The organism is Desulfosporosinus orientis DSM 765, from assembly GCF_000235605.1.
Lineage (GTDB): Bacteria > Bacillota > Desulfitobacteriia > Desulfitobacteriales > Desulfitobacteriaceae > Desulfosporosinus > Desulfosporosinus orientis.
Window position 1 is genome coordinate 1,543,755 of sequence record NC_016584.1, and the last position, 25,256, is coordinate 1,569,010.

General features: G+C 44.5%; 25 protein-coding genes and 1 pseudogene. 15 read left to right on the forward strand and 11 right to left on the reverse strand.

Translation table 11 applies throughout. The features are described from left to right. The first annotated feature begins 176 nt into the window (after positions 1 to 176). Positions 177 to 971, forward strand: coding sequence for an AraC family transcriptional regulator (locus tag DESOR_RS07220; RefSeq protein WP_014183954.1), 795 nt, complete (start codon positions 177 to 179; stop codon positions 969 to 971). Between the two features lie 210 nt (positions 972 to 1,181). Here DESOR_RS07220 and DESOR_RS07225 read toward each other — a convergent pair whose 3' ends face one another. Next, entirely contained in the window at positions 1,182 to 2,660 is a 1,479-nt protein-coding gene (locus tag DESOR_RS07225; protein WP_014183955.1) for a class I adenylate-forming enzyme family protein, read from the reverse strand. Positions 2,661 to 2,903: 243 nt separating this feature from the next. Between DESOR_RS07225 and DESOR_RS07230 the strand changes: the two genes are divergently transcribed. Next, a complete protein-coding gene (locus tag DESOR_RS07230; RefSeq protein WP_014183956.1) occupies positions 2,904 to 3,620 on the forward strand; it encodes a M48 family metallopeptidase in 717 nt (238 codons plus the stop codon). Positions 3,621 to 3,713: 93 nt separating this feature from the next. Here the strand turns inward: DESOR_RS07230 and DESOR_RS07235 are convergent, their stop codons facing one another. After that, positions 3,714 to 3,971 carry a CAP domain-containing protein gene (locus DESOR_RS07235; protein ID WP_042330916.1) on the reverse strand — a complete coding sequence of 86 codons (258 nt, stop codon included), beginning with the start codon at positions 3,969 to 3,971 and terminating at the stop codon, positions 3,714 to 3,716. An 89-nt stretch (positions 3,972 to 4,060) separates the two neighbouring features. Between DESOR_RS07235 and DESOR_RS07240 the strand changes: the two genes are divergently transcribed. Further along, entirely contained in the window at positions 4,061 to 4,453 is a 393-nt protein-coding gene (locus DESOR_RS07240; protein WP_014183957.1) for a TIGR02328 family protein, read from the forward strand. 176 nt (positions 4,454 to 4,629) lie between these two features. Here the strand turns inward: DESOR_RS07240 and DESOR_RS07245 are convergent, their stop codons facing one another. Beyond that, a complete protein-coding gene (locus DESOR_RS07245; protein ID WP_014183958.1) occupies positions 4,630 to 5,310 on the reverse strand; it encodes a GntR family transcriptional regulator in 681 nt (226 codons plus the stop codon). Between the two features lie 167 nt (positions 5,311 to 5,477). Next, positions 5,478 to 6,053 carry a xanthine phosphoribosyltransferase gene (locus DESOR_RS07250; RefSeq protein WP_014183959.1) on the reverse strand — a complete coding sequence of 192 codons (576 nt, stop codon included), beginning with the start codon at positions 6,051 to 6,053 and terminating at the stop codon, positions 5,478 to 5,480. Between the two features lie 320 nt (positions 6,054 to 6,373). Between DESOR_RS07250 and DESOR_RS07255 the strand changes: the two genes are divergently transcribed. Together DESOR_RS07255 and DESOR_RS07260 are read left to right on the forward strand one after the other, a co-directional pair. Then, complete coding sequence (locus tag DESOR_RS07255; protein ID WP_014183960.1) at positions 6,374 to 7,585, forward strand: NADP-dependent isocitrate dehydrogenase; 1,212 nt, start codon at positions 6,374 to 6,376, stop codon at positions 7,583 to 7,585. Between the two features lie 156 nt (positions 7,586 to 7,741). Continuing rightward, a complete protein-coding gene (locus DESOR_RS07260; protein ID WP_014183961.1) occupies positions 7,742 to 9,016 on the forward strand; it encodes a mechanosensitive ion channel family protein in 1,275 nt (424 codons plus the stop codon). A 72-nt stretch (positions 9,017 to 9,088) separates the two neighbouring features. Here the strand turns inward: DESOR_RS07260 and DESOR_RS07265 are convergent, their stop codons facing one another. Both DESOR_RS07265 and DESOR_RS07270 read right to left on the reverse strand, forming a co-directional pair. Further along, complete coding sequence (locus DESOR_RS07265) at positions 9,089 to 10,246, reverse strand: UxaA family hydrolase (RefSeq protein WP_014183962.1); 1,158 nt, start codon at positions 10,244 to 10,246, stop codon at positions 9,089 to 9,091. A 110-nt stretch (positions 10,247 to 10,356) separates the two neighbouring features. Then, a complete protein-coding gene (locus DESOR_RS07270) occupies positions 10,357 to 10,641 on the reverse strand; it encodes a UxaA family hydrolase (RefSeq protein ID WP_014183963.1) in 285 nt (94 codons plus the stop codon). A 239-nt stretch (positions 10,642 to 10,880) separates the two neighbouring features. On the opposite strand from DESOR_RS07270, the gene hprK reads away from it, so the two are divergent. From hprK to DESOR_RS30920, 6 genes and pseudogenes are all read left to right on the forward strand, one after another. After that, positions 10,881 to 11,774, forward strand: coding sequence for an HPr(Ser) kinase/phosphatase (gene hprK / locus DESOR_RS07275; protein WP_014183964.1), 894 nt, complete (start codon positions 10,881 to 10,883; stop codon positions 11,772 to 11,774). Positions 11,775 to 12,146: 372 nt separating this feature from the next. Then, on the forward strand, positions 12,147 to 12,668 hold the full coding sequence (locus DESOR_RS30915) for a hypothetical protein (RefSeq protein ID WP_427854232.1): 522 nt from the start codon (positions 12,147 to 12,149) through the stop codon (positions 12,666 to 12,668). Positions 12,669 to 12,678: 10 nt separating this feature from the next. After that, the gene (locus tag DESOR_RS28515; protein WP_242832519.1) at positions 12,679 to 13,290 is read left to right on the forward strand and encodes a YncE family protein; all 612 of its coding nucleotides are present in this window, start codon (positions 12,679 to 12,681) and stop codon (positions 13,288 to 13,290) included. Between the two features lie 160 nt (positions 13,291 to 13,450). Beyond that, positions 13,451 to 14,512, forward strand: coding sequence for a glycosyltransferase (locus DESOR_RS07290; RefSeq protein WP_242832469.1), 1,062 nt, complete (start codon positions 13,451 to 13,453; stop codon positions 14,510 to 14,512). 511 nt (positions 14,513 to 15,023) lie between these two features. Then, positions 15,024 to 15,928, forward strand: a pseudogene (locus DESOR_RS29980) (hypothetical protein); the annotation flags it as partial. 75 nt (positions 15,929 to 16,003) lie between these two features. Beyond that, a complete protein-coding gene (locus DESOR_RS30920) occupies positions 16,004 to 16,867 on the forward strand; it encodes a YncE family protein (RefSeq protein ID WP_014183968.1) in 864 nt (287 codons plus the stop codon). 201 nt (positions 16,868 to 17,068) lie between these two features. Here DESOR_RS30920 and DESOR_RS30925 read toward each other — a convergent pair whose 3' ends face one another. Continuing rightward, complete coding sequence (locus tag DESOR_RS30925; RefSeq protein ID WP_014183969.1) at positions 17,069 to 17,800, reverse strand: C40 family peptidase; 732 nt, start codon at positions 17,798 to 17,800, stop codon at positions 17,069 to 17,071. Between the two features lie 252 nt (positions 17,801 to 18,052). Between DESOR_RS30925 and DESOR_RS07305 the strand changes: the two genes are divergently transcribed. From DESOR_RS07305 to splB, 3 genes are all read left to right on the forward strand, one after another. Beyond that, the gene (locus DESOR_RS07305; RefSeq protein WP_014183970.1) at positions 18,053 to 18,346 is read left to right on the forward strand and encodes a phasin family protein; all 294 of its coding nucleotides are present in this window, start codon (positions 18,053 to 18,055) and stop codon (positions 18,344 to 18,346) included. A 95-nt stretch (positions 18,347 to 18,441) separates the two neighbouring features. Then, entirely contained in the window at positions 18,442 to 20,121 is a 1,680-nt protein-coding gene (locus DESOR_RS07310; protein ID WP_014183971.1) for an ABC1 kinase family protein, read from the forward strand. 41 nt (positions 20,122 to 20,162) lie between these two features. Then, on the forward strand, positions 20,163 to 21,206 hold the full coding sequence (splB, locus tag DESOR_RS07315) for a spore photoproduct lyase (protein WP_014183972.1): 1,044 nt from the start codon (positions 20,163 to 20,165) through the stop codon (positions 21,204 to 21,206). Here the strand turns inward: splB and DESOR_RS07320 are convergent. The 4 genes from DESOR_RS07320 to DESOR_RS29625 form a co-directional block, all read right to left on the reverse strand. Then, a complete protein-coding gene (locus DESOR_RS07320) occupies positions 21,203 to 21,892 on the reverse strand; it encodes a LutC/YkgG family protein (protein WP_014183973.1) in 690 nt (229 codons plus the stop codon). The genes splB and DESOR_RS07320 overlap by 4 nt on opposite strands. Positions 21,893 to 21,897: 5 nt before the next feature. Next, positions 21,898 to 23,313, reverse strand: a complete 1,416-nt coding sequence (locus DESOR_RS07325; protein WP_014183974.1) for a LutB/LldF family L-lactate oxidation iron-sulfur protein — start codon at positions 23,311 to 23,313, stop codon at positions 21,898 to 21,900. Beyond that, positions 23,310 to 24,038 carry a (Fe-S)-binding protein gene (locus tag DESOR_RS07330; protein WP_014183975.1) on the reverse strand — a complete coding sequence of 243 codons (729 nt, stop codon included), beginning with the start codon at positions 24,036 to 24,038 and terminating at the stop codon, positions 23,310 to 23,312. The genes DESOR_RS07325 and DESOR_RS07330 overlap by 4 nt, the downstream gene beginning before the upstream one ends. 166 nt (positions 24,039 to 24,204) lie before the next feature. Next, positions 24,205 to 24,375, reverse strand: a complete 171-nt coding sequence (locus DESOR_RS29625; RefSeq protein ID WP_014183976.1) for a hypothetical protein — start codon at positions 24,373 to 24,375, stop codon at positions 24,205 to 24,207. Between the two features lie 250 nt (positions 24,376 to 24,625). On the opposite strand from DESOR_RS29625, the gene fadR reads away from it, so the two are divergent. Further along, positions 24,626 to 25,222 (forward strand): fatty acid metabolism transcriptional regulator FadR, encoded by a 597-nt coding sequence (gene fadR / locus DESOR_RS07335; RefSeq protein WP_014183977.1) that lies wholly within the window; start codon positions 24,626 to 24,628, stop codon positions 25,220 to 25,222. Positions 25,223 to 25,256 lie beyond the last annotated feature (34 nt).

Consider the following 25,256-nt stretch of genomic DNA (forward strand, 5'->3'; position numbering starts at 1 on the left):
ATTGTTACAGGCATAAAAGAACAGGCATCCTATTTTGAAGCTAAACAAAATAGGATGCCTGTTTTTCCGTTTAAACACGATAGACTTTGTATTATAATATCTGTCAGATAAGAGCAGGTAAAGACAGGATTAACAGACAAAATTAAGATAGTATACGTTCATGGAAGGAGAGTACTATGGATTGGCTTCAAGCAATGAATAAGGCAATTGATTATCTGGAAGGGACGCTGACTGAAAAGCTGAATATCGAAGCGGTGGCAAAGCTGGCCCTTACTTCCCCTTTTCACTTTCAGCGGATGTTTCATATGATTACCGGACTGACTGTCGCCGAATATAGGCGAAGAAGGCGCCTGACCCTGTCAGCTCAAGAAATCATGCTGGGTGAAAAAGTTATTGATGTGGCCTTAAAGTATGGTTATGAGACACCTGAAGCCTTTACCAAAGCGTTTCGAAAAGTGCATGGCATGAGTCCTTCGGCTGCTCGTGAGCCGGGGGCAAATCTCAAAGCCTTTCCCAAGCTGTCCTTTCATATATCCATAAAAGGAGATAAAGATATGAATTACAAAATGATTGACAAAAGCACATTCAAAGTTATTGGCAAAGCCAGGAGGATAACCACCAAGGATGGTGAAAACCTGCAGTTGATACCGGCTTTTTGGAATGAGTGCATGGAAGATGGGTCTTATGAAAGGATTTGCTCCCTGGCGGATGAGAGTGGTGTCTTTGGTATCTGCATGGATTTTGAACAAAACTATGAAGCTTTTACGTATATGATTGCCGTTAAAGACAATGGATCAGCTCCTGAGGATTTTAGGGCTGCCGAAATACCTGCTGCACGGTGGGCAGTTTTTGAGTCTGTTGGCCCCATGCCTGGCGCTATTCAAAAGGTTTGGGAGCGAATTTACTCAGAATGGTTTCCGGCAACAGGGTATCAGCAGGAAGAAGGGCCACAGCTGAGGTATATCCCCTAGGGAATGTATCCGATGAGAATTACAAATGCGAGGTCTGGATTCCTATTAAAAAGTAAAGCAATTATTGAGTTGAGAAGGCATAAACAATTATTTGTTTACGCCTTATTTTTTTCGTGATAAAGTAATTTATTAAAGATATAGATTAGAATAGATCTGAATTTACATCTAAATCTAAAAAGTATTGGATAATTTCGGATTAACTGCGAGTAATTAAGGATTGTATTCTGCTCTGAGTACATGCTTTAGTATTTTTCCTGAAGCATTGCGGGGTAGGCTATCTACAATACTTAAACAATGGGGAATCTTATAGTCAGCAAGCTTATCCCGGCAATAATTTTTAAGGTCTGTGAGTGTTATTGTTTCCCCAGGATTTAAGACAAGCTTAGCTAAAATGCTTTCTCCCCAATCTTTATGGGGAATACCGATGACTGCTAATTCCAGGATGGCGGGATGAGTGCTTAAGATGTCTTCAATTTCCTTGGGGTAAACATTAACTCCGCCGGTAATGATCATGTCCTTTTTGCGGTCTAAAATCCATATATAGCCATCTTTGTCCCGTCTGGCAATATCTCCGGTATATAGCCAACCTGAATGAAGAGCTTCTCTTGTAGCGGCTGGATTATTTAAATATCCGGCCATGAGACTTTCAGAACGAAGAATGATTTCACCGGCTTCATCGGGGTCGGTATCTGTATTGTCAGCCCGAACTACGCGTATTTCGGTATTGGCGGTGCCCCGGCGGCCAATGCTTCCGGTTTTTCCTCCATGTTCCTGGGGACGGAGAGCGGTGCCATTGGGTCCTGCTTCTGTCAAACCGTAAACCCCCATCCATTTTCCCGGCAGCACAGTTTGCCAATGAACAATTGCTTCTGCTCCCACAGAGGCTCCGCCATAGACCCACACTTTCATGATAGACAGGTCCCAATCTCCAAGATTCGGAATCATGGATACCAGCTGGTAAACGACTGGAGCCCCAAAAAAGTGGGTTGTTTTTTCCTGGGCGGCGTAATCCAAGAGAGTTTGAGGGGTAAAATCCCCGAGGGTAACAGAGGCACCTGCCCAGAAAGCGCCCCAAAGAAAAAGATTCAAAGGTGCAGAATGTGTCAAAGGCATGAGAATTAAACAATTGTCTGCTGCGTATATTTCGGCTTCATAAGCCATTATTTTGGCTGCCGCTAAAATTGCCTGGTGAGAGAGCATCACTCCCTTGGGCTTGCCCGTTGTACCTGAGGTATAGAGGATTTCTGCTGCCTTTGTTCCGTCACAATGAGGAGATGATATATCCTCCCCTGCAGCGCTTTCTGTCGTTATATTGATAATTGTAAACCCCAACTGTTCAAGTTCTTGAGCCATCAGAGCCATACTCTCCTCATACAGGAGTACGCTGATTACCCCATCAGTCAGAATGTTTGAGATTTCTCTTACGGATAGACGAATATTTATCGGTACAATAGCTTTATCTAGGACCATGGCTGCCAGAAATCCTAAGACAAATTCCGGCTTATTTGGAGAGAGGAGAGCAATTCTTTCAATACCTATTTCCAGGGATTGAATAGTTGATGCTAAGCCCAGGGCTTGGGAATGAAGAGATTGCCAAGTTAAGGTCAGGTTTTGCGGCGGATAACGCAATGCTGTTTGATTAGGGAAATTCCGGGCATTCCTTTCAATAACTCGCCATAATGTATCCATAGCAATGCTCCTTTCTTCATTGAAAGTGTGAAGAAATCAGTGTATTATAATTATAATACTATGAATATTCTGAAATATGTTGACGTAAACGTCAACCTGTTTCCAGATTATATAAACCATTGATTTGCTGTTGCGAATACCCTCAGTGGCTACGAATTTTGTAGGATGAAACCATTACATAAACTTGTAGATCTGTAATACGGGGGTACTAGCTTCACGCAGGTAAGTTAGGGGGGACCTCTGGTGAATCATGTGACTATTGAGAATCAAGCGATTCCGTATGAAGAACGAAGGAGTACTCGTTATCGCAGAATCACTCTGAGCATGTTTGAAGATCGTCTTCGAGTCTCGGCTCCAAAATATGTTTCTGCTAAGCAGCTGCAAGACGTGATTGTATCGAAACGAGAGTGGATATTAAAGAATTGGCTCATTAAGCAAGATAAGCTGAAGGAGCCCGTAGAATTTGTGGATGGGGAACATTTTTTATATAAGGGAAATACTCTGCAGCTGAAAGTTATTAAGTACCCCCACAAAATGCCCCGGGTTTTTCGCGAAGGACAGGTGCTGAAAGTCTACCTGCCCCAAGGTTTGCCGGAAGAAGACAGAAACGCCAATATTAAGGCAGCATTATTAGTTTGGTATAAAGCTCAAGCCAGGAAGGTGCTTTTGGATAAGCTTGAGATGCATGCCAAAAAAATGAAGGTCGTTTTTCATATGGTTCGGCTTAAAGAGCAAAAGACGATATGGGGAAGCTGTTCAAGCAAGGGAAACCTGAATTTAAATTGGCGGATTATCATGGCTCCGGAGGCAGCCATGGATTATATCATTATTCATGAATTATCTCATCTGACCCATCTAAATCACTCCAAGGAGTTTTGGGAAAGGGTCGGGGAATTCATGCCCGACTATAAACACTGGAGAAAATGGTTTAAGGATCATGGCCAGGAGTTAACATTCTAAGTCCGGGAAATTCAAATTGTGCAACGTTGCATAATTTGAGGGGATCAATGGATAAGAAAGCCTGAACAAGGGGTATTTGTTCAGGCTTTCAAGCTATTTCCCTATAAACATTTGTACGAATACTTTCCCGTAGACGGGGCTTGCGACAATGCCAATAAAATCATAACTGGGGTTGAGTATATTCTGGCGATGAGCTTCTGATTGCATTAAGGCATTATGTGCAGCTTCAACCGATGAGTTGCCGGCAATATTTTCACCTGCCGTCTGGTAGCTTATACCGAACTTTTTCATCATTTCGAATGGCGAGCCATAGGTTGGTGACGTGTGTGAAAAATAATTGTTCTTAACCATATCCTAATTTGCTGAAGTTTAACATTTATAGTATTATCAAATACTGCAATTAAATTACTTTTGCTAATAGATAAGGAGAGAACAGGTCTATGCGTTTATGGCATGAAAAGCTTCTCCCTCATTTGCCAAGGCAGCAATTATTAGGACAACACAGGGAATGCTGCGCCCTTCGCGGCAATAGCTGGGGCAAGCCTCATTCCGTTGTGAATTATGTATTTGGCTACTCAAGAGAACGGCTATGGAGTTATCATGTACGGGTAATGAATGAGATGGAGAGGCGAGGGTACAGGGCAGATCGGGTTTGGCTGGATCCCGGATATCGGGGGAAAGCGGCGACGCCTTTTGAACCGGACTGGAATGAGATTCAGCGCTTAAAGGAGGAATGTGTTTCATCCTTTGTATACCCGGAGCACAATGACGAGTACCTGGCTGAGTGTTTAGAAAACCTGCGCAGCAAAGAAATTATCATTACTATATCTTAATAGATAATGTTCAAAAAGAGGATGCACAAAAGCATCCTCTTTACAATTTAAAATGAATTTTTAGTTGTTACAAAGCCCTTTGAATATAGGCTTTTAGGAAATGGTTAGGCATCAATCAATGTCTCGGGAGCACTTGCTAATATGGCTTTGCATTTTTGTTCGCTCTCACTACATATCTAGCCATTAGCTGGTTCATCGACCGGGCGGTCTAATTCATAGTACAGAACGGCATGGGCTTCATGGATGGTCCAGCCCCAGTGTTCCTCCTTAATAACTCTGGCTGCATCTTCCCGATCTCCATTTTCGATGCACCGGATAAATTTGCTGTGTTCCTCCAGGCTGATAAGTTCCCACTCTTTAACGTATTGGCGTTTGGTGAAATCATAAAGGCGCTGTTTGGCAGGGGAGATATACCTGCGTAAGGTCATATTGGGGGATAATTTCAGAAAACACTCATGAAAGTCAAGATTCAGCTGATAATACTTGTCAAACTCTTCTTCATCTAGTGCTGCCAGCAATTCTTGATTGTAAGCTTTCATCTGTTGAATATCGTCGTTGGTAATTTGGTCAAATACAGAAAGTATCACAGAAGATTCCAGTGATCCAATAATTTCATATAGATCCTTGATTTCTTGATTGGTTAATTTTTTAACAACGATTCCTCTTCTGGGGAGGATTTCGACAAAGCCTTCGCATTCAAGCTTGAGAATGGCTTCTTTTAAAGGAGTCTTGCTTATTTGCAGCTTTTTGCTCAAAACATCCAGGTGGATAAATGAACCTGGACGTAAATTTCCTTTTTTAATTTCATGACATAAGTAATTATAGACTTGCTCGCGAAGGGAAGTGGTATTAAACATGAACGGCCCTCCTTTTTAGAACGTATACTGGATCTGAAATTTCAGATGTCAGATATAGAATATAGTATATCTGTATTAAGGTAAAGTAAAGAAGGCAAGCCTTCTAAAAGACAGAAAAAGCCAGGAAATATTCCCTGGCTTTGTTCCGTATTGATTTGTGAACGATATTATTCCTTAAAAATAACCTGGCCGTCTTGTAAAGAATCGATAATGGCCAAGGACTCTAAATGTAACCCTTTTTCCTCGATTAATTTCCTGCCTTCTTGGAAGGTTTTTTCAATTACAATCCCTACTCCGGCAATCTCCGCACCGCTTTGAGCCAACAAACTGTAAAGACCCAGCAGTGCACTGCCGCTGGCCAGGAAATCATCAATAATTAAGACTTTGTCATTGGGGGTTAAATAATCCTTGGATATTTTAATCAGATACTCCTGATTCTTTGTATAGGAAAAGACCTTTGCTTCATAGACATCTTTGTTCATATTGAGGCCGGCATGTTTTTTGGCAAACACCACAGGTACATTATTAAAGTATTGGGCAGTGATACTGGCAATGGCAATCCCTGAGGTTTCGATGGTAACGATCTTGGTGATTTCCTTAGCTGAGAACCTGCGTTTGAATTCCTTGCCTATTTCATTGAATAGGGCAATGTCTAGTTGGTGATTTAAAAAGTTATCTACTTGAATAATTCTATTGTCCGTGATTTTAGCACTGGTACGGATTTTATCTTTTAAGAGCTGCATGATTAGTACTCCCTTCTCAAATATGAAAACACTCCCAAAGTCCTTTTAGGAGTGCGGAACATATATACTTTAAGTAATAATTATTAGGATAACTTGTATATGACAAAAAATCAACCAATTTGTTAAAGCGTTAACCTTAACTGAAGAGAATAATAATATATTGGCCGGATAATGCTAATTGGCAGGAACGGGGTTTTCTGAGAATGCAGTATACATCAGCATAAGAAGAGGAGAAACCAACCATTTTGTCGAAGTATAAAAACCAGATGTTAGACCTGGTCCCAGTGATCAGGAGGTATTTCTAAGGAGGATATGGAAACGTGCAAAAGATTCAAATGAATGTTCCTTTAGTAGAAATGGATGGAGATGAGATGACCAGGATCATCTGGAAATCCATTAAGGAAATTTTGCTTAACCCCTACATTGATTTAAAGACAGAATACTATGATCTCGGCCTCCAAAAAAGAGATGAAACAGAGGATAAAATCACCGTTGACGCTGCCATGGCTAACAAGAAATATGGAGTAGCCGTCAAATGTGCAACAATCACACCAAATGCTCAAAGGGTTGAGGAATATAAGCTTAAGCAAATGTGGAAAAGCCCTAATGGTACCATCAGAGCCATTTTGGATGGCACGGTTTTCCGGGCTCCAATTATTGCCAAGGGAATTCAGCCTTTAGTCCCAACCTGGAAAAAGCCCATTACCATAGCTCGTCACGCCTATGGGGATGTTTACAGGAATGTAGAGTATCGAGTGGATGGGCCAGGTAAGGCGGAACTGGTCTTTACCAATGATAAGGGGGAAGAATCCCGGCAGACTATCTTTGACTTCCCAGGTAAGGGCGTTCTTATGGGAATGCATAACTTGGACAGTTCCATTGAAAGCTTTGCACGCTCTTGCTTTAATTATGCCCTGGAAGTAAAACAAGACTTGTGGTTCTCCACCAAAGATACCATCTCAAAGCAATATGATCACAGGTTTAAAGATATCTTCCAGGAGATTTATGATCAGGAGTATCAAGATAAATTTGCAGAGGCAAAGATAGAGTACTTTTATACCTTGATTGATGATGCCGTTGCCCGGGTTATTCGCTCAGATGGAGGGTACATATGGGCTTGCAAAAACTATGATGGGGATGTTATGTCAGACATGGTCGCTACGGCCTTTGGCAGCTTGGCCATGATGACCTCAGTGCTGGTTTCTCCTGAAGGAAACTTTGAGTTTGAGGCGGCCCATGGTACGGTTACCAGACATTATTATAAGCATCTTAAAGGGGAAGAGACTTCGACGAATTCCATGGCGACAATTTTTGCCTGGACAGGTGCCTTGAGAAAACGGGGAGAACTTGATGGCTTGCAAGATCTGGTTGAGTTTGCCAATCAATTAGAAGCAGCTTCACTGCAAACCATAGAAGCCGGAATTATGACAAAGGATCTGGCCCTCATTTCAGAGCTGCCTGATAAGAAAGTGGTTAATACAGAACAGTTCCTGGAAGAAATAAAACGGACACTGGACAAAATACGGGGATAATAATGAGCCAGCTTGAGCGGATTAAATGCTCCGGGCTGGCTTTCAGTTTGCTGGGTTAGGATTGAACTATTAAGAATAGAGATGTTAGAATAATACCAGAGGTGCAATTAGGGCAGCTGCCTGCAGGCACCAGGATGTTTTTCTAAGGAGGATATAATGGTTCAATTAATGACGAATTGGTTTCAGAATTATGGGGTAAATGTCATTGCGGCCCGATACATTGCCGTTGGTATATTACTTGTCTTTATCGCTTTACTTAGTGTTGTGGCTTATTTTATCAGCCGAAAAATTGTCTTAAGATTTCTTTCTCTTGTTATCAAAAATAATAAGTTGCAATGGGACGATGTTATGTTGGAACGAAAAGTCTTTCATAAATTGTGCAACATTGTCCCCGCTATAATCTTTTATGTCTTCTCCACGGCGTTTCCTGGGCAGATGGCGGTCATAATTGAAAACTTGTCATCAGCTTATATTATTCTAGCGGGAGTTTTAGTGCTGGATGCCCTATTAAACTCTGTTGATGATATTTATCGAACCTATGAGATAGCCAAGCATAAGCCAATCAAGGGATATCTCCAAGTAGCAAAGATCATTATTTATATTATTGGCGGCATTTTAATTATCGCTGCTGTCATCGGTCAAAGTTCTTTATGGCGGCTGTTAAGTGGTATTGGAGCTTTAACGGCTGTGCTCCTCTTGGTCTTCAAGGATTCTTTGCTGGGTTTGGTAGCCGGGATTCAGCTATCCTCCAACGATATGATTCGCATTGGGGACTGGATTGAAATGTCTAAATACGGCGCTAACGGAGACGTGATTGATATATCCCTAAATACCGTCAAAGTAGAGAACTTTGACAAGACCATCACCACCATCCCTACCTATGCCCTGGTTTCAGATTCTTTTATTAATTGGCGTGGTATGGAGCAATCCGGAGGAAGACGAATCAATCGTTCTATTTATATTGATGCAACGAGCGTCACCTTTTGCACTGACGAAATGTTAGATAAGTTTGAGAAAATACATTATTTATCCGACTATATTAAACAGAAAAAAGCAGAGATAGCCCTCTATAACCAGGAGCATAATATCGATTCCACTCAATCCGTGAATGGCAGACGACTGACCAACCTGGGGACCTTTCGGGCTTATATTCAATGTTATCTCAAAAATCATCCCCAGATACATAAAAGGATGATCCAAATGGTCAGGCAATTGCCGCCGGGAGAGTCGGGGATACCCCTGGATATTTATGTTTTTACCAATCAAACAGAATGGGCGATTTATGAAAGCATACAATCCGATATTTTTGACCATCTCTTTGCGGTAGTTCCTGAGTTTGGACTGCGAGTTTTTCAGAAGCCTACAGGGTACGACATCAGTCAGCCTTTAAAGGATCTAAAAGACTGTCAGGAGAGCATCAAGAAGTTATAATAATTGCAGCTTCAGATTTCAGGTTAAGAGTAAACGAGCTCCCGCCAAAATGACGAGAGCTCGTTTTAATCTTTAATAGGTAGGGGCAATTTTGTAAATACCAAATTCCCGGTACCCCAAACTTTCTGCTTTAGTTCTGCGGCCATTGGCAACAGCGATGATTTCTAGAAAAATTCGCCGTCCCACTTCTTCGATGGTTTCTTTGCCGGTAATGATAGGAGAAGCATCCACATCCATGTTGTCCTCCATCATGACGAAGGTTTTTTGATTGGCGGTTATTTTAATGACGGGAGCTATGGGGGAACCTGTGGGAGTTCCCCGTCCGGTCGTAAAGATGACAATCGTAGCGCCGCCGGCCAGCATGCCGGTAATTGACTCAATATCCTGGCCGGGGGTATCCATAATGTAAAGCCCTTTGCCTTGAGGAGCCTCGCCGTATTGGAGAACGTCTTCGATGGGGGCATGTCCGGCTTTATAGATACACCCTAAGGATTTCTCTTCGATGGAGCTGATACCGCCGGCAATGTTGCCGGGAGTGGGTTGTCCGTCCCGGATATCCACATTTAAAAATTTTGCCCGTTCTTCACAATCGTGAACGATTTTAAACAGCTTCTCAGCAACTTCCGGAGTTTTAGCCCGGCGGGCCAGGACATGCTCTGCTCCGATAAATTCAGTGGTTTCTGAGAGCATAACACTACCCCCTGCAGCAACCAACAAATCAGCGGCGATTCCTACAGCGGGGTTTGAGGCGAGGCCTGAGGTAAAGTCCGATCCCCCGCATTCAATGGCCAAGCTCAACCGGCTGATATCGACTTTTTCGGGCTGCAGATGTGAGACTTGCCGAACTAAGCTGCTTATTTTTCGCAAACCTTCAGTTTCAGCTTTTAAGGTACCGCCTACTTCTTGAATTACCAAGACCTCAACCGGTTTGCCTGTGGCTGCAACTTCGGCGGCTGTTTCACGAATGGGAATTCCTTCGCAGCCCAGACCTACGACAAGTACCGCAGCCACATTGGGATTCTTGCCGAAACCAATCAGGGTTCGGATAGTCTGGAGGTGGTCGGCGCCGATTTGACAGCAGCCGTGTTGATTCGGAAGGGCTACGGCTTCCGGGATTTGATTGGCAATATTAGCAGCTAGGGTACTCGCACAAACAGAGGTCGGGATAACTAAAATATGGTTGCGAATGCCGACGCTGCCGTCGGGGCGGAGATAGCCTAATATTTCCATGCGTTCTGCCTCCTATTGATTAGCAATAAGGTAGTTTTAAGGCTCTTGACAGATAGGATAAGGTTCAGTATATACTTTTTTAAGAATAAATGACTTGGGCCAGTTAAGTATTAGTTTCTGCAGCCGCGCTGGGTCTCCATATTGTGTATATGAACGTGCTGGCCGGGTTTAATGGTTTCCGTTGCGATACCTATACTTTCGCCATATTTGATAATACCTTGTCCGGCCTTGATTTCTTGAATGGCGATTTTATGGCCGAGAGGGATGTCCTGCAGACATTGCACAGAATGTTCAGTTTGCCCTATGAAGAAATGAAGGGTTGTCTGAGCTGGAAAGTCATCCACCACTGTTGCCACATTGTCTTTAGAGTTTATAACGACGGCTTGTTTTTGCAATGAGGCTACCTCCTATTGGTTAAAGAATTTGAACTACTAACTTTTAGAATATCGGAAGGAAAGGGGTATTGTAAATACTATTCAGGAAATTATTCGGGAAACTAATAAACAATAGTAGGCATGACCTCCTATAATAGTTTATAATAGTGTATTATAAGATACACTTTTACTGTATTATAAAATACACATACTTTGAGGAAAACGAGGAGACAAAACCTCAGTTTGGAAAGAAGGTTTAAATGCTTACTGTCAACCATTTAGTTGAAAAATTTGATTTTGAGGTTCTAGCAGGGCATGTTGGCTTAGACAAATTAATTACTGAATATAGTTTAAAACGTCCCAGTGCTGAATTAGCCGGCTATTTAGAACATTTGACGCCCCAAAGAATTCAGGTTTACGGGCGGACGGAGTTAGGATTAATCCAGCAGTTCAGTGATTCTGAGCGGCGCACAAAGCTGGCTCAAGTGATGCTTTCAGACGTACCTTGTGTCATAATTACCAGAGGCTTAACCATTCCCCTAGAATTTATCGAACTGGCCAGTGAGCGAAAGATTCCTCTTTTGACGACACCGCGTTCGACGACACAGCTTACTTATATGTTGATCCGATACCTTACTAACCAGTTAGCGCCCAGTACCGCGGTTCAGGGGGTATTGGTGGATGTTTACGGAGTTGGGGTTTTGATTACCGGCGAGAGAGGAATCGGGAAAAGTGAAGCAGCTCTGGAGCTTGTTAAAGGCGGCCATTTGCTGGTTGCTGCTGATGTTGTGAAAGTCCGCAGAGTTGACGAAGAACGATTATTAGGCAGCGCCTCCCAACGACTTCGCCATCTCCTGGAGATCCGGGGGTTAGGTACCCTTGATGTCACGACTCTTTTTGGGGATGGTTCGGTGAGAGATGAAAAGGTTATCAACTTTATTGTTCATTTAGAAGAATGGCAGCAGAATCAGGCTTATGATCATGTGGGCATTGACCCTAAAACACGAGTCATTTTAGGGATACCCGTTCCTGAAATATCCCTTCCAGTCAGTCCAGGGCGCAATCTGGCCACCCTTATCGAAGTTGCGGTTATTCAGAACTGGAATCGGAACTATAAAAAGCCTGTTTTCCCATCCTTTAGAGATAGCAAATAATTTAATACCATAAAAAGAGGGTGTAACGAAGATCAGATCTTTGTTACACCCTCTTTTTATGGGTATAAGGGTCAGAGAATTTAATCACAGAAAAAAATGAACAAAAATCAAGATACCTGCATTCTCTGATTGCCTTTTGCTTTCGTACAGCTGCCTGCCTTTTACCTAAGAAAAATTATATGGACATTATCTGAAATTTAAAGTAACAAAAAAAGACATGACCAATAAAGTGTAATAACCATAAAATGGAATGGAATAGTAGTGCATATTAGTGAAGTTATTAGCTTGCTCGAGAATCAAAATTGGATACAAATCTTAAAGTTGTTAAATCCATTAAAACTCTAAAGAAAAGGGAGGTAAGGCAACAAGATAATGGCTAACTTAACGACAGGCTTGATTGAGAATACCCCGGTGGCAGGGGTAAGACCTACCATATCGTTTACTGTTAATATATCAAATGACAGTGCAAGCACTGAAACTGTTCAGATTGATGGTTATTACGTGTCAGGTACTACAAAGATCCAGAATGTTTTAGAGCAAATAAATTTGACATCTGGGGCAGCTATAACAAGAGTTTATTATGCTCAATTTAATGAATTTGAATATCAGTTTACTACGAGTACGGATGCTGTTGAAATTTCAGCATGGGGTAAAAATGCTGCAGGAACATTGACGACCGCTCATCGATTAGTACCCGCGGAACTTGAACCTATTGGGGCGACCGGAACTACCGGTGCGACAGGAGCGACAGGTGCAACAGGGTCACAGGAGCAACGGGAGCGACAGGAGCAACAGGAGCACAACAGGAGCGACCGGAGCAACGGGAGCAACAGGGGCAACGGGAGCAACAGGAGCAACAGGCCCGGCTGGTCCGTCAATTCCGGTTGCCGTTAACCTTATTTATGTGGCAAATACCGAAGGCAATGTCTCAGTTATTGATGGAGACACGAATACGGTTACCGCCACCGTTACGGTAGGTTCTAGTCCGAAAGGCGTTGGTATGAATTCGGAAACGGACCTTATTTACGTGGCAAATAATATCGGAAACAACGTCTCGGTCATTGACGGAAGCACAAATACGGTTACTGCCACCGTTACGGTAGGTAGTGGTCCGATTGGTGTAGGCGTGAATTTGGCAACAAACCATATTTACGTAGCAAATAATGACACGAACACTGTTTCAGTTATTGATGGAAGTACGAATACTGTTACTGCCACTATTACGGTAGGCACTGCTCCGTGCGGAGTAGGTGTGAATTCTACGACGAACCGAATCTATGTGACAAACGATGGCGCTAGCAGTGTTTCGGTCATTGACGGAAACACCAATACTGTTTTTGCCACCGTTACGGTAGGCACCGGTCCGGATGGAGTAGGTGTGAATACTTCAACGAACGAGATTTTCGTGGCAAATGGCGGCGCCACCACTGTCTCGGTCATTGATGGAAGTACGAATACTGTTGCCGCCACTGTTACTGTGGGCACTAACCCAAGTGCAGTTGGTGTGAACCCTTAATACGCGCCCTTAAATTTATCTTTAGAAAGCAGCCGGCTTGCATTGTAAGCTGGCTGTTTTAATGCATATGGGTAATATCGTCTGTCTCATACCGTTATTATTAAGCATAAGCATATATAAGAAATACTCAGCGAGGTGGCTTATGAAAATCAGCCTTTGTATGATTGTAAAAAACGAGGAGGATACCCTTGAAAGATGTTTAAGCTCTGTTAGTGACATTATGGATGAAATCATTATTGTGGATACGGGTTCAACCGATAAGACCAAAGAGATTGCAGCCAAACTTACAGAACATGTCCTTGATTTTACGTGGATTGATGATTTTGCTGCTGCGCGGAACTTTGCTTTTTCGCATGCATCGATGGGCTACATTATGTGGTTGGATGCGGATGACCTGCTTTTACCGGAGGACAGGCAGAAAATGCTGCAGCTAAAACAGTCCCTTGACCCATCGGTGGATGCTGTTTCCATGGAGTATCATTGCGACTTTGATGAACATGACAATACAACACTGAATGTCAGGCGGATTCGTATCGTTAAAAGGGTGAAAAACGCCAAGTGGCACGGTGCCGTTCATGAAGATTTATCAGTTGATGGGAAGATATTTGACAGTGAAATTGCAGTAACGCATAAGCAAAACCATAAGAATACAGACCGCAACCTCAAAATTTATGAAAACCGGCTTCTCCAGGGAAAAGAGTTCACGGTCCAGGATATTTTCCATTATGCAAGCGAATTACATCATCATAAAAAGTATAAAAAAGCAATAGAATTCTATTTGAAATTTTTAGAAGATGAGAATAATACAGAGGAAAACAAGATTTTTGTCTGTATTAGATTGGCTGACTGCTATTGCCAGCTTAATGATAAAGAAAAGGAACTGGCCCTTACATTCAAGACCTTCCAGTATGATATTCCCCGCCCTGAATCATGCTGCCGGCTGGGTTATTATTTTCTGCAGAAAAATGAATTAAACAAGGCTGTTTACTGGTATAAACAGGCCATTGAAGTACCAATGCCGGAGAACAGTTGGGCTATTGTCAGCGGTGTGAGCAGGACTTGGCTGCCCCATATGCAGCTTGGTCTTTGTTATTATCAATTAGGCCGGTATGACCTGTCCTATCAGCATAATAAAATAGCACTATCTTACCGGCCGAAGGATAAAGGTATTTTGAATAATATCAATCTTCTTGAGGAGTTATTGAAACAGGGACAGGATTAACAGGATATCCTAATTCCATTCGCTAATTCCCCGCCCATAAATGACTTTCAACCAAGTTATGGCGGAGGAACTAATCATGCCTTTGTAACAAAAGTTGGAGGCCGTATGGCAGCCGTGACATACATGGGCGGGCTATTTATTTACAGGGAGCTACAACCCATACGGGACGCCAGCAAAACAATTTGCGATGGAAAAAATATACCGCCGTCACTGATTTCGGCCGCTTTTCTTCGAATATTTTGGACACCTGCATTCTCTGATTGCCTTTTGCTTTCGTACAGCTACCTGCCTTTTACATAATAAATTAAACTAACGAAAAAAGACATAACCAATAAAGCGTAATAACCATAAAATGGAAATAAATAGTAGTGCATATTAGTAAAGTTATTAGCTTGCTCGAGAATCAGAATTGGATACAAAATCTTGAAGTTGGCACTACTTTATCGATAGGGAGAAAGACAGGTTAAATCCATTAAAACTCTAAAGAAAAGGGAGGTAAGGCAACAAGATAATGGCTAACTTAACAACAGGCTTGATTGAGAATACCCCGGTGGCAGGGGTAAGACCTACAATAACGTTTACTGTTAATATATCAAATGATAGTGCAAGTGCTGAAACTGTTCAGATTGATGGTTTTTACGTGACAGGTACTACAAAAATCCTGTATGTTTTAGAGCTTATAAATTTGACATCTGGGGCAGCAATAACAAGAGTTTATTATGCTCAATTTAATGAATTTGAATATCAGTTTACTACGAGTACGGATGCTGTTGTAATTTCAGCATGGGGTAAAAATGCTGCAGGAACATTGACGACCGCGCATCGATTAGTACCCGCGGAACTTGAACCTATTGGGGCGACCGGAACTACAGGAGCGACAGGAGCGACAGGAGCAACAGGAGCAACAGGAGCAACAGGAGCAACAGGAGCCACAGGAGCCACAGGAGCGACAGGAGCAACAGGAGCCACAGGAGCAACAGGAGCCACAGGAGCAACGGGCGCAACGGGGGCGACAGGGGCAACAGGAGCAACAGGAGCAACAGGAGCAACAGGAGCAACAGGAGCCACCGGCGCAACAGGAGCACAGGAGCGACAGGAGCGACAGGAGCCACAGGAGCAACGGGAGCAACTGGGGCAACCGGAGCCACAGGAGCCACAGGGGCAACAGGAGCGACCGGAGCAACGGGAGCCACAGGAGCAACAGGGGCAACAGGAGCAACAGGGGCAACAGGAGCGACAGGAGCAACGGGAACGACAGGAGCAACAGGGGCAACGGGGGCAACGGGGGCAACAGGGTCTACGGGGGCAACAGGGTCTACGGGGGCAACGGGAGCAACAGGGGTCACAGGAGCCACAGGAGCTACAGGAGCCACCGGAGCAACGGGTGCCACAGGAGCCACAGGAGCCACAGGAGCAACGGGCGCAACAGGAGCAACCGGAGCAACAGGGCCGGCTGGTCCGTCAATTCCGGTTTCCGTTAACTATATTTATGTGACAAATGGAGACGATGGCAATGTCTCTGTCATTGATGGGAGTACCGGGACTGTTACTGCCACCGTTACGGTAGGTACTAATCCATGGTCTATAGGTGTGAATTCAGAAACAAACCTTATTTATGTTGGAAATCGTGGCAGTGGAAATGTCTCTGTCATTGATGGGAGTACCAATACTGTTACTGCTACTGTTACAGTGGGTACTCAACCTCGTGGAGTAGGTGTGAATTTGGTAACAAACTTCATTTATGTATCAAATGTATTCAGTAGCAATGTCTCTGTCATAGATGGAAGTACGAATACGGTTACAGCCACTGTTACGTTAGCTTCTGGTCCGCGTGGGATAGGTGTGAATTCGACAACAAATCGTATTTACGTGTCAAATGATAACAATGTCTCGGTCATTGATGGAAATACCAATACTGTTATTGCTACCATTGCAGTAGGTACTTCCTCAAATCCAGAAGGTGTGAATTCAGAAACGAACCAAATATACGTTGGGAATGTAGTCGATAACAATATTTCGGTTATCAGCGGGCTTTCTAATACTGTTTTTGCCACCATTAGTACGGGAGGCAGCTCCCCACGGAGTCTGGGTGTAAATCCTATAACTAACCGAATATACGTTGCATATTACAGCGGTAACAATGTCGTGGTTATTGATGGAAGTTCAAATACTGCTGTTGCCACTATTGCTGTAGGTAGTAACCCAAATGGAGTCGGTGTAGATCCTTTGACGAATGGGATATACGTTGCAAATCATGGCAGCAACAATGTCTCAGTCATTGATGGAAATACCAATACTGTTATTGCCACTATTACGGTAGGTTCTAGCCCATATGCAATAGCTGTGAACCCTTAACAGGCGCATAAAAACCTGGGATTGTCTTCCGAAATACTGCCAGCTTGCATATTTTTAAGCTGGCAGTATTAACGTAACATGTCCTTGATTTTACGTGGATTGATGATTTTGCCGCAATTCCATCCGCTAATTCCCCTCCCATAAATGACTTTCAACTAAGTTATGGCGGAGGAACCCATAGATTAGCAAGCCGGCAGCAGGCTAAAGTACGCGTCTAGCTCCCAGGTAAGCGGATTGCCAATAGCTTCCTAACGTATAGATGGTTACGCCTTTTGAACTGGAGGCATTGATAAACTGACCGTTCCCCACATAAATTCCCACGTGGTCCACGATTCCGTTTTTAGCTAAGGAGAAAAAGACTAAGTCTCCCGGTTGTAAGCTGCTGAATGAAACGGATGTTCCAGTCTTATACTGATCCCGTGATACTCTGGGGAGGCTGATACCGTTTTTCGAGAAAACGTATTGCACAAAACCGGAGCAGTCGAAGCCAGAGGGAGTGGTCCCCCCGTAGACATATTTCACGCCAATATATTGTTTAGCGGTGGCAATCACAGAACTTGCCTTTGATTGGGTCGTGGGTTTAGCCGGCGTTGCTGGAGAGGTACTGGCAGAAGGCGTTGCCTTTTGGGTGCTGCCGGTCTTGCTTGTAGTGGTTTTCGGCTGCTCCTTTTTAACGGATGTTGACGGAGCGGGGGCTGCCGGGGCGGAAGCGGGCACGGCAGGATCAGATACAGATGCAGTGTCCGTTGTATTTGAAGGCGCTGCTGTTTGAGGTTGTGCAGCGGGTTGGGTGACAGCAATGGTTTGTAGCTCTTCATTATTCATTTTTCCTGCAAGTGGGGTTGGTGATGCTGTGATAATAGTCACAAATAAGATTGTAGAAAGGGTAGGAACCAAGTAATGGTCCCAGATTCTACTGGCAATGAGTTTCAAGATCGTCATTCCTTTCGTTGCAGACTAAAGCTTGATTCTTACAACCTATAAGAACGGCCGAAGTTGTTTCTTAGTATAACGGATTATTCAGGGCTTGTCTTTGGTAGTTGTTGGTATTAATTAAATGTTCACAATGTATTCATAAGAATAACTTTTTTTGTAAACAATCATAAGTGTAAGTAATATGACAAAGAGTTATAATAGAAGAAAGACATTGTGGTTTGAGTAATAGGTTAAGGAGGAGATGCGCTAATGAAAGACCTTATTAAAAAGGGATTATCCTTAGGCTTAGGTTTAGCTGTTGTCAGCAAAGAACAGATTGAAAAGCTTGTTGAGGAATTGGTGAGAAAAGGCGAGGTTTCGTCAGCAGAATCAAAGGACCTCATCGATGAATTGCTGGAAAAAGGGGAAGCCGGACAAAAACAATTGAATGCCCGGATTCACGAACAATTGGAAAAGGTATTTAAGGAGCTGAACGTTCCAAGCAAAGCAGATTTTGAACGCTTGGAAAAACGCATTCAAGAACTGGAAAACAAACTATCATAGAAAAAAGTACGACAGGGCCTGAAAAACATTTTCAGGCCTTCACTCAGTCTTTCATACTATAGCTTTCGAACCTTGAGCAAAGGGGACGAATTCTTATGATTGGGAAACGAATACGACATATCAAACGCTATCGAGATGTTGCTAAAGTCTTAGCTCGTCACGGATTTGGCTTTTTCGTAGAAGAGATGGGACTTTTACATATGCTTTCTCTGCCCAAACGCTTATTTACGGATACGGAAGAAATTGACCCCGTGTCCTTTGGGGAGAGAATACGGTTAGTTATTGAGGAACTGGGTCCTACTTATATTAAAATAGGCCAGATTGCCAGTACCCGGGCGGATATTTTTCCGCCGGAGATTCTTTCTGAACTGGAAAAACTGCAGGAGAATGTACCGTCTTTCTCCTTTGCGGAAGTCAGGGAGATTATTGAAGAGGAACTGGGTTACCCCTTGGAAGAGATTTTCTCCCAGTTTGATGAGGAGGTTATCGCTGCCGCATCGATTGGCCAGGTTCACCGGGCCCGGCTGCGGGCAACGGGAGAGTATGTGGCAGTTAAGGTGCAGCGCCCGCGGATTAAAGCCATGATCGAAACCGACTTGGAGATTCTTTTAGATTTGGCCACGATGACGGAAAATCGGATGAAGCGGATGGAACGTTTGCAATTACGAGATGTAGTGGAAGAATTTGCAAAATCCCTGCGCAATGAACTGGATTACACCATTGAGGCCCGCAATGCTGAGAGAATTTCCAAGCAGTTCAAAGAGGATAAAAGCGTTTATATACCAAAGATCCATTGGGATTTTACCACTCGCCGGGTGCTTACCATGGAGTTCGTTGAGGGCTTGAGGCTCAATCAGTTTGAAGAACTGGACAAGCACGGCTATGACCATAAACAATTAGCGGAACAACTTGTTAAGGCACTCTTCCATCAAATTTTAATTGAAGGTTTTTTTCATGCCGATCCCCATCCCGGCAATATCTTTCTCTTGAAAGGCGGGGTGATTTCCTTTATTGATTTCGGTATGGTGGGCAGACTGACCTTAGACATGAAGCATAATTTTGCTTCTTTAATTATCGCCATGATGCGGCAAAACACGGAGAGTATGATCAAAGCTGTTTTGCGCATTGGCATAGTCCCGGAAGAAGTGAATCTCACCCTTCTAACCAATGATGTGGATGAATTGCGGGATAAGTACATGGATGTGCCACTGAGCCGGATTGGCTTAGGTGAGGCCATCAGTGATCTGTTTGAGGTGGCTTTTCGCCATAGGATTCGCATTCCTTCCGACTTCACCATGGTTGCCAAGTGTTTGCTGATTCTGGAAGGAATGGTTGAAAAGCTGGATCCCGCTCTCAGTATCATGGACATGGCGGAACCCTTTGGCATTCAGCTCTTGAAAGAACGTTACCGTCCGAGTACCATCGCGGGGAGAGTATGGCATAATATCTCGGATTATAGTGATTTGTTAGTGGATCTCCCTAAACAACTGAAGGATTTAATCGGAAACTTAGTGCGGGGGCGAATCAGAATTGAGGTAAGTGTCCCAGAGCTGGACATATTTTTAAGGAAGATGGACCGGGTCACCAATCAGTTGTCCTTTAGTATCGTTTTGCTTTCCTTCAGCATTGTCATGGCCGGGATTATTATTGCCTCAGCTTTAGGTCAGCAGCCCATTATGTTCTGGCATATTTCTGTGATTGAGATTGGAGCTGCCATGGCGGGCTTAATGCTGCTTTGGCTGTTTGTTTCAATTTTTAAATCCGGGAAGTTTTAGTTTCTAAGCCTTGGGGCAACCTAGACCTGAGGTGAAGAAAAATGTCGTCACAATTCATTCCCACCCGGGTATTTTACGAGCCTGCAGCCCTGGACTATCCTCTGGGTAAGAGGCTTGTCGAGGGCTTCCGGCAGATGGGCATTGATATCAGCCCAACCACGTCACATAACAGGGTTACTGGCATACCTGGGAAAACCCCGGCGGCCAAGTACCGGGAAGCTAAACGAACTTTAGTGATCGGAGTACGCCGCAGTGAGAAATTTCAATCCTGTAAACCATCCGCTCATTATCAATTGCCTTTGGTGACCAGTTGTCCGGGTATGTGTGAATATTGCTATTTAGCCACCACTCTGGGCAAGAAGCCTTATATACGGATTTATGTCAATTTGGAGGAAATTTTGGAGACGGCGTCTAAGCTCATTGAGGAGCGGCTCCCGGAGATCACCCGGTTTGAAGGGGCTGCCACCTCGGATCCCATTCCCGTGGAACGGTACAGCGGCAGCCTGAAGCAAACAATTGAGTTTTTTGGCCGCCAGCCCCAGGGCAGGTTTCGCTTTGTTACTAAGTATACGGATGTGGATAGCTTATTGGATGCCCGGCATGAAGGGCATACCCGTTTTCGCTTTAGTTTAAATTGCGCCGAAGTGGTTGAGAAGTTTGAACATGGGACCCCCACTCCGGAAGAACGAATTATTGCCTCAGGGAAGGTGCTGCAGGCCAACTATCCTTTAGGCTTTATTATTGCGCCGATTTTTCGCTTTCCAGGGTGGCAGGAGGCTTATAGGCGTTTAATTGAGCATACTGCTCAGGAATTGAGCAAAAGAGCACCCTCCGGCTGGTCTTCAGAAGAAATGACCCTTGAATTCATTTCTCATCGTTTTACCTCAAGGGCGAAAGCAAATATCTTAGGAGTATTCCCGAACTCAGCCTTGCCCATGGAAGAAGATGTGCGGAAATTTAAATATGGGCAGTTCGGTTACGGTAAATACGTCTACCAGCCGGAGGAGATCTTGGAGATGAAAGAGTTTTTTCTGGAACAGGCTAAAATCTATTTCCCGGAAGCTCAGATCGAGTATTTTATTTAAGAATCTATAATCACCACATAGACTTCAATGGGTCCGTGGACTCCGATGGACAAATCCATTTCAATATCCGAGGTTCGGCTGGGACCTGAGATCAGCTCAACAGCGGCCGGAGGACTTCCTAAGGCTGAAAGCTCGGTTAGTACTTCCGAGAGGTTGCTGTGGATTTTTTGGCCTTCAATGAAGGTGAGATGCCGGGGCGGGAGAAGGCTGATGGCACGCCCTCTTTGAGGATCGCTGTTAACCACAACCGTACCGGAAAGAGCGATTCCCCAGTCGGAACCCGTTATACCAAGTTCCGCCCGGGCAGCGGCCAGGTAGCGGTCGTGGGGAGTGGCGGCGGCTTGAGTATAGCGGGTGACAGGCCAGCTGAGAGCAGAAAAAGCGGATTCCGCCAGCTGGGGCAGAGTATCCCAGGCTAAGATTGCCTGGCTGTACTCTTTCAGCCAAGTATCCGCCTGGTCGCCAAACCACTCCTTAAGACAGCGGACGGTATCGTCAACGGATTTGACAATGGCGCCTTTACCGCCAAGAGCCTGCCAGTTCTGCAAAAAGACGGATATTCGTTCTTCAGAACGTGACAAATGGTACTGAGGGACATTGATGTCCACGGCTGGGGGAGCCTGGGATGGGGTAGGGCGGCCTAATTTTGAGGCCAGATGATTGATAAATTCATGGGTATCACTCATTGTTCTCACCTCTTATTTTTTAAATCATCCCACATTTGCATGAAGGGCTGGGGAGCAACCTTAGGCAGGGTCCGGCTTTTTGTCCAATTTGAAAGAGGTGGAGGACCGCCGGTGATACGATTGTTGTGCACGAGAGGAAACTGCAGGCGGGCGCCAAGTTTCAGGAAGCGGCGCAAGGTCTTTTCCCGGGTAAAGAAATACCGGTAGGCTTTAAAGATTTGCTGCTCAACTTGGGGAGTGTGGCCGCTTTGGGTTTTGCGCATTCTCAGTTTGACCAGGAGGTCGTGTAAGGGGATATGGACGGGGCAAGCCTCGGAGCAGGCGCCGCACAAGGAAGAGAAGTAGGGCAGGTGACCCCATTTTTTCCAATCTTTTTCTAATAAAGGCGTGATCACAGAACCTATAGGTCCTGCATAGACAGAGCCGTAAGCATGACCGCCAATTTGACGGTAGACGGGGCAGACGTTAAAACAGGCTCCGCAGCGAATGCAGTTGAGAGCCGGGCGGAAGGTTTTATCCCCGAGGATTTCAGAACGATTGTGGTCCAGGATTACCAGGTGAGATTCTTCGGGACCGTCGGCATCGCCGCCTCGTTTAGGGGGAGTGAGGATGGTGGTGTAGCTGGAAAGACGCTGGCCTGTAGCACTGCGGGCCAGCAAGTTGAGAAGGACATCCAGCTCCCGGAAGGAAGGGACAATCCGTTCCATACCCATGAGGGTGATTTGCACCCGGGGCAGGGTGCTGACCATGCGGCCGTTTCCTTCATTAGTCACCATGACAATGCTGCCGGTATCGGCTACAGCAAAGTTGCAGCCTGTGATGCCGATATCCCCGCTGAGAAACTTTTCCCGCATTTGTATGCGCACAAAGCGGGTCAGGGTGGGCGTGTCGGAGCTTAAGGCATGACCGGCGATGGGCTCGAATAAATCGGCAACTTGCTGGCGGGTCTTATGCATAGCCGGAACAATAATATGGGAAGGGGGCTCACCGGCAATCTGAATAATGTATTCCCCCAAATCCGTTTCCACAATCTCAATGCCATCCTCTTCCATAGCGTGATTAAGATGGACTTCTTCAGAAATCATGGATTTGGACTTAAGAACTTTTTTTGCGCTGCTATCCTGCACAATCTTGCGTACAATCCCCACGGCGTCCGCCGGGGTCTTAGCCAGGTGGACATGGACCCCCCGCTTTTCCAGCTGCTCAATGAGCTGTTTTAGATAATAATCCAGGTTGGCAACCACATGGGCGCGAATGGATGCGCCGGCATTCCGCCATTCCTCCCAATTTCCCAGTTCATCAGAGGCTTTGTATTTGTTGTTTCTTAAACGGTCTGTGGCCCTGCGCGTGGCCTGGCGCAGAAAATCGTTTTTAAGGGCCGCATCCACCCGCTCTTCGGTAGTTAAGTTGAAGGTGCTCATAATTTGATTCCCTCCCCCAGCAGCTGAATTATATGCATGGTTTTCACAGGCTTATTGATTTTTTCCAAATAACCGGAGATGTTCATCAGGCAGCCCATGTCCAGGCCCAGGAGCAAATCCGCTCCGGAGTCCAGAACATGCTGGGCTTTTTCAGCTACCATGGCTTCGGAAATCTTCGGCATCTTGACTGAAAAGGTTCCCCCGAATCCGCAGCAGAGATGGGCTTCGGGCAGGGGCAGGAGTTCCAAACCTTTGACATGTTCAAGCAGGGTTAAGGGAGCGTCTCCAACCTCTAAGAGCCTGGTGGCATGACAGGAGGGATGATAGGTAGCTTTGGCAGAGTAATGAGCTCCTAAATCCGGCTGTTTTAAAACATCGACAATGAATTGGGTGAATTCATAACTTTTGCCGATGAGTTCCTGGGATTTTTTCAGATAAAGGGGATCGTTTTCAAATAAAATGGGGTAATAATCGTGGATCATGGCTACGCAGGAACCGCTGGGGCTAACTACGACTTCGCTATGTTCCAAAGAGTCAATCAGGGTCCGGGCAACTTCCCGGGCGTCATCAAAGTACCCGGAGTTAAAGGCGATCTGCCCGCAGCAGACTTGGCCCTCGGGAACATCCACAGTATGCCCTAAGTGTTCTAAGATTCTTGCCATGGTCAGATCCACGTCGGGAAAGAGGGCATTGGCCAGGCAGGTGGCAAAAAGGGAAACCTTCATAAACACCATCCTTTTTAAAGCAGTATAATTTCTCAGGAATACTCTTAGTATTTCCTCATAAAACTGCTTTTGATGCGGCGGAACGTGTTTTAAGTCAAAAAGAGAAGCTATTTAGCCTAAACGGGCAATAGCTTCTCTTTTTGCAGGTTCTTATACAGTTTGCTTGTTAACCGAGAAGGGGTACATTGGGTTCTTCGTACCAGATGGAAAGGACGGTTGCAGTGCCGGTACTCTGGGTAATCTTCACTATCTTCAGCCAATTGTTAGCCTCTAACCAAGCATTGACTTGAGTTTCTAAAATTCTGGAATCCGGAGAACTAAAAATTCTGACTTTCATTCTATTCGCCCTTTCATGAGAGTGGAATAAATCTATACAGGTTATGACTTTATCATACGACAGCAGGGAGTATTGATCAAGATTTGTGATGAGCTGTGGATTATAAATAAAGCTGTAAAAAATAATAAAAAGTTCAGAAAAATCTATTTATTTTTTCAAAAGTATATGTTATGATGTGTCCAACTGAATGGTTATTCATTCAGTTGGAATGTTAAGACTACATAGGTTAAGAGGTGAGGTGCAGATTTCCATGGACGCGCAGCGCGAGGGTAAATTTCAGCGGATTCTCGATGCTGCCATCGAAGCTTTTGCAGAATCCGGATTTCATCATTGTCAGGTGAATAAGATTGCCCGTCTGGCTGGGGTTGCAGATGGTACCATTTACTTGTATTTCAAAAGTAAAGAAGATGTGCTCATACGAGTGTTTCAAGAACGCATGGGAGATTTTATTGCCTCTATGAGTAAAGAACTGTCTCAGTGCAAGACAACGGAAGCCCGTTTAAAGACCATTGTCAAAACCCATTTTTCTTATATGGAGGAAAATCGTTCCATTGCCATCGTAACTCAGTTGGAACTCAGGCAGTCTGATCCCCGTATCAGGTTACACATTAATAATACAGTGGTGGATTATTTCAATCTTATTGAGGAGGTGATCCAACAGGGCATAGAAAGCGGAGAAGTTCCCAAAATCGATACAAGGGTAGCACGTCAAATGATCTTTGGATCCTTAGATGAGGCTACAACGGATTGGGTTATGGCTCGCAGTCCACGAACCTTAAAAAGTGAGATTGAGCCGATGTTAGCTTTATTTGAGGGCGCACTTCGGTTGAATAAACCAAACACTTGAAACCAGGTGCGGCTGAACCGAAACGAGAGGAGGA

Bases quoted from the DNA above. Each gene is read 5' to 3' on its own strand.
- DESOR_RS07260 (WP_014183961.1), top strand. From the start codon at position 7,742: ATGGTTCAATTAATGACGAATTGGTTTCAGAATTATGGGGTAAATGTC.
- DESOR_RS07245 (WP_014183958.1), bottom strand. From the start codon at position 5,310: ATGTTTAATACCACTTCCCTTCGCGAGCAAGTCTATAATTACTTATGT.
- hprK (WP_014183964.1), top strand. From the start codon at position 10,881: ATGCTTACTGTCAACCATTTAGTTGAAAAATTTGATTTTGAGGTTCTA.
- DESOR_RS30915 (WP_427854232.1), top strand. From the start codon at position 12,147: ATGGCTAACTTAACGACAGGCTTGATTGAGAATACCCCGGTGGCAGGG.
- DESOR_RS07220 (WP_014183954.1), top strand. From the start codon at position 177: ATGGATTGGCTTCAAGCAATGAATAAGGCAATTGATTATCTGGAAGGG.
- DESOR_RS07325 (WP_014183974.1), bottom strand. From the start codon at position 23,313: ATGAGCACCTTCAACTTAACTACCGAAGAGCGGGTGGATGCGGCCCTT.
- DESOR_RS07225 (WP_014183955.1), bottom strand. From the start codon at position 2,660: ATGGATACATTATGGCGAGTTATTGAAAGGAATGCCCGGAATTTCCCT.
- splB (WP_014183972.1), top strand. From the start codon at position 20,163: ATGTCGTCACAATTCATTCCCACCCGGGTATTTTACGAGCCTGCAGCC.
- DESOR_RS07265 (WP_014183962.1), bottom strand. From the start codon at position 10,246: ATGGAAATATTAGGCTATCTCCGCCCCGACGGCAGCGTCGGCATTCGC.
- DESOR_RS07330 (WP_014183975.1), bottom strand. From the start codon at position 24,038: ATGAAGGTTTCCCTTTTTGCCACCTGCCTGGCCAATGCCCTCTTTCCC.
- DESOR_RS07320 (WP_014183973.1), bottom strand. From the start codon at position 21,892: ATGAGTGATACCCATGAATTTATCAATCATCTGGCCTCAAAATTAGGC.
- DESOR_RS07250 (WP_014183959.1), bottom strand. From the start codon at position 6,053: ATGCAGCTCTTAAAAGATAAAATCCGTACCAGTGCTAAAATCACGGAC.
- DESOR_RS07305 (WP_014183970.1), top strand. From the start codon at position 18,053: ATGAAAGACCTTATTAAAAAGGGATTATCCTTAGGCTTAGGTTTAGCT.
- fadR (WP_014183977.1), top strand. From the start codon at position 24,626: ATGGACGCGCAGCGCGAGGGTAAATTTCAGCGGATTCTCGATGCTGCC.
- DESOR_RS07235 (WP_042330916.1), bottom strand. From the start codon at position 3,971: ATGGTTAAGAACAATTATTTTTCACACACGTCACCAACCTATGGCTCG.
- DESOR_RS07240 (WP_014183957.1), top strand. From the start codon at position 4,061: ATGCGTTTATGGCATGAAAAGCTTCTCCCTCATTTGCCAAGGCAGCAA.
- DESOR_RS07290 (WP_242832469.1), top strand. From the start codon at position 13,451: ATGATTGTAAAAAACGAGGAGGATACCCTTGAAAGATGTTTAAGCTCT.
- DESOR_RS07310 (WP_014183971.1), top strand. From the start codon at position 18,442: ATGATTGGGAAACGAATACGACATATCAAACGCTATCGAGATGTTGCT.
- DESOR_RS29625 (WP_014183976.1), bottom strand. From the start codon at position 24,375: ATGAAAGTCAGAATTTTTAGTTCTCCGGATTCCAGAATTTTAGAAACT.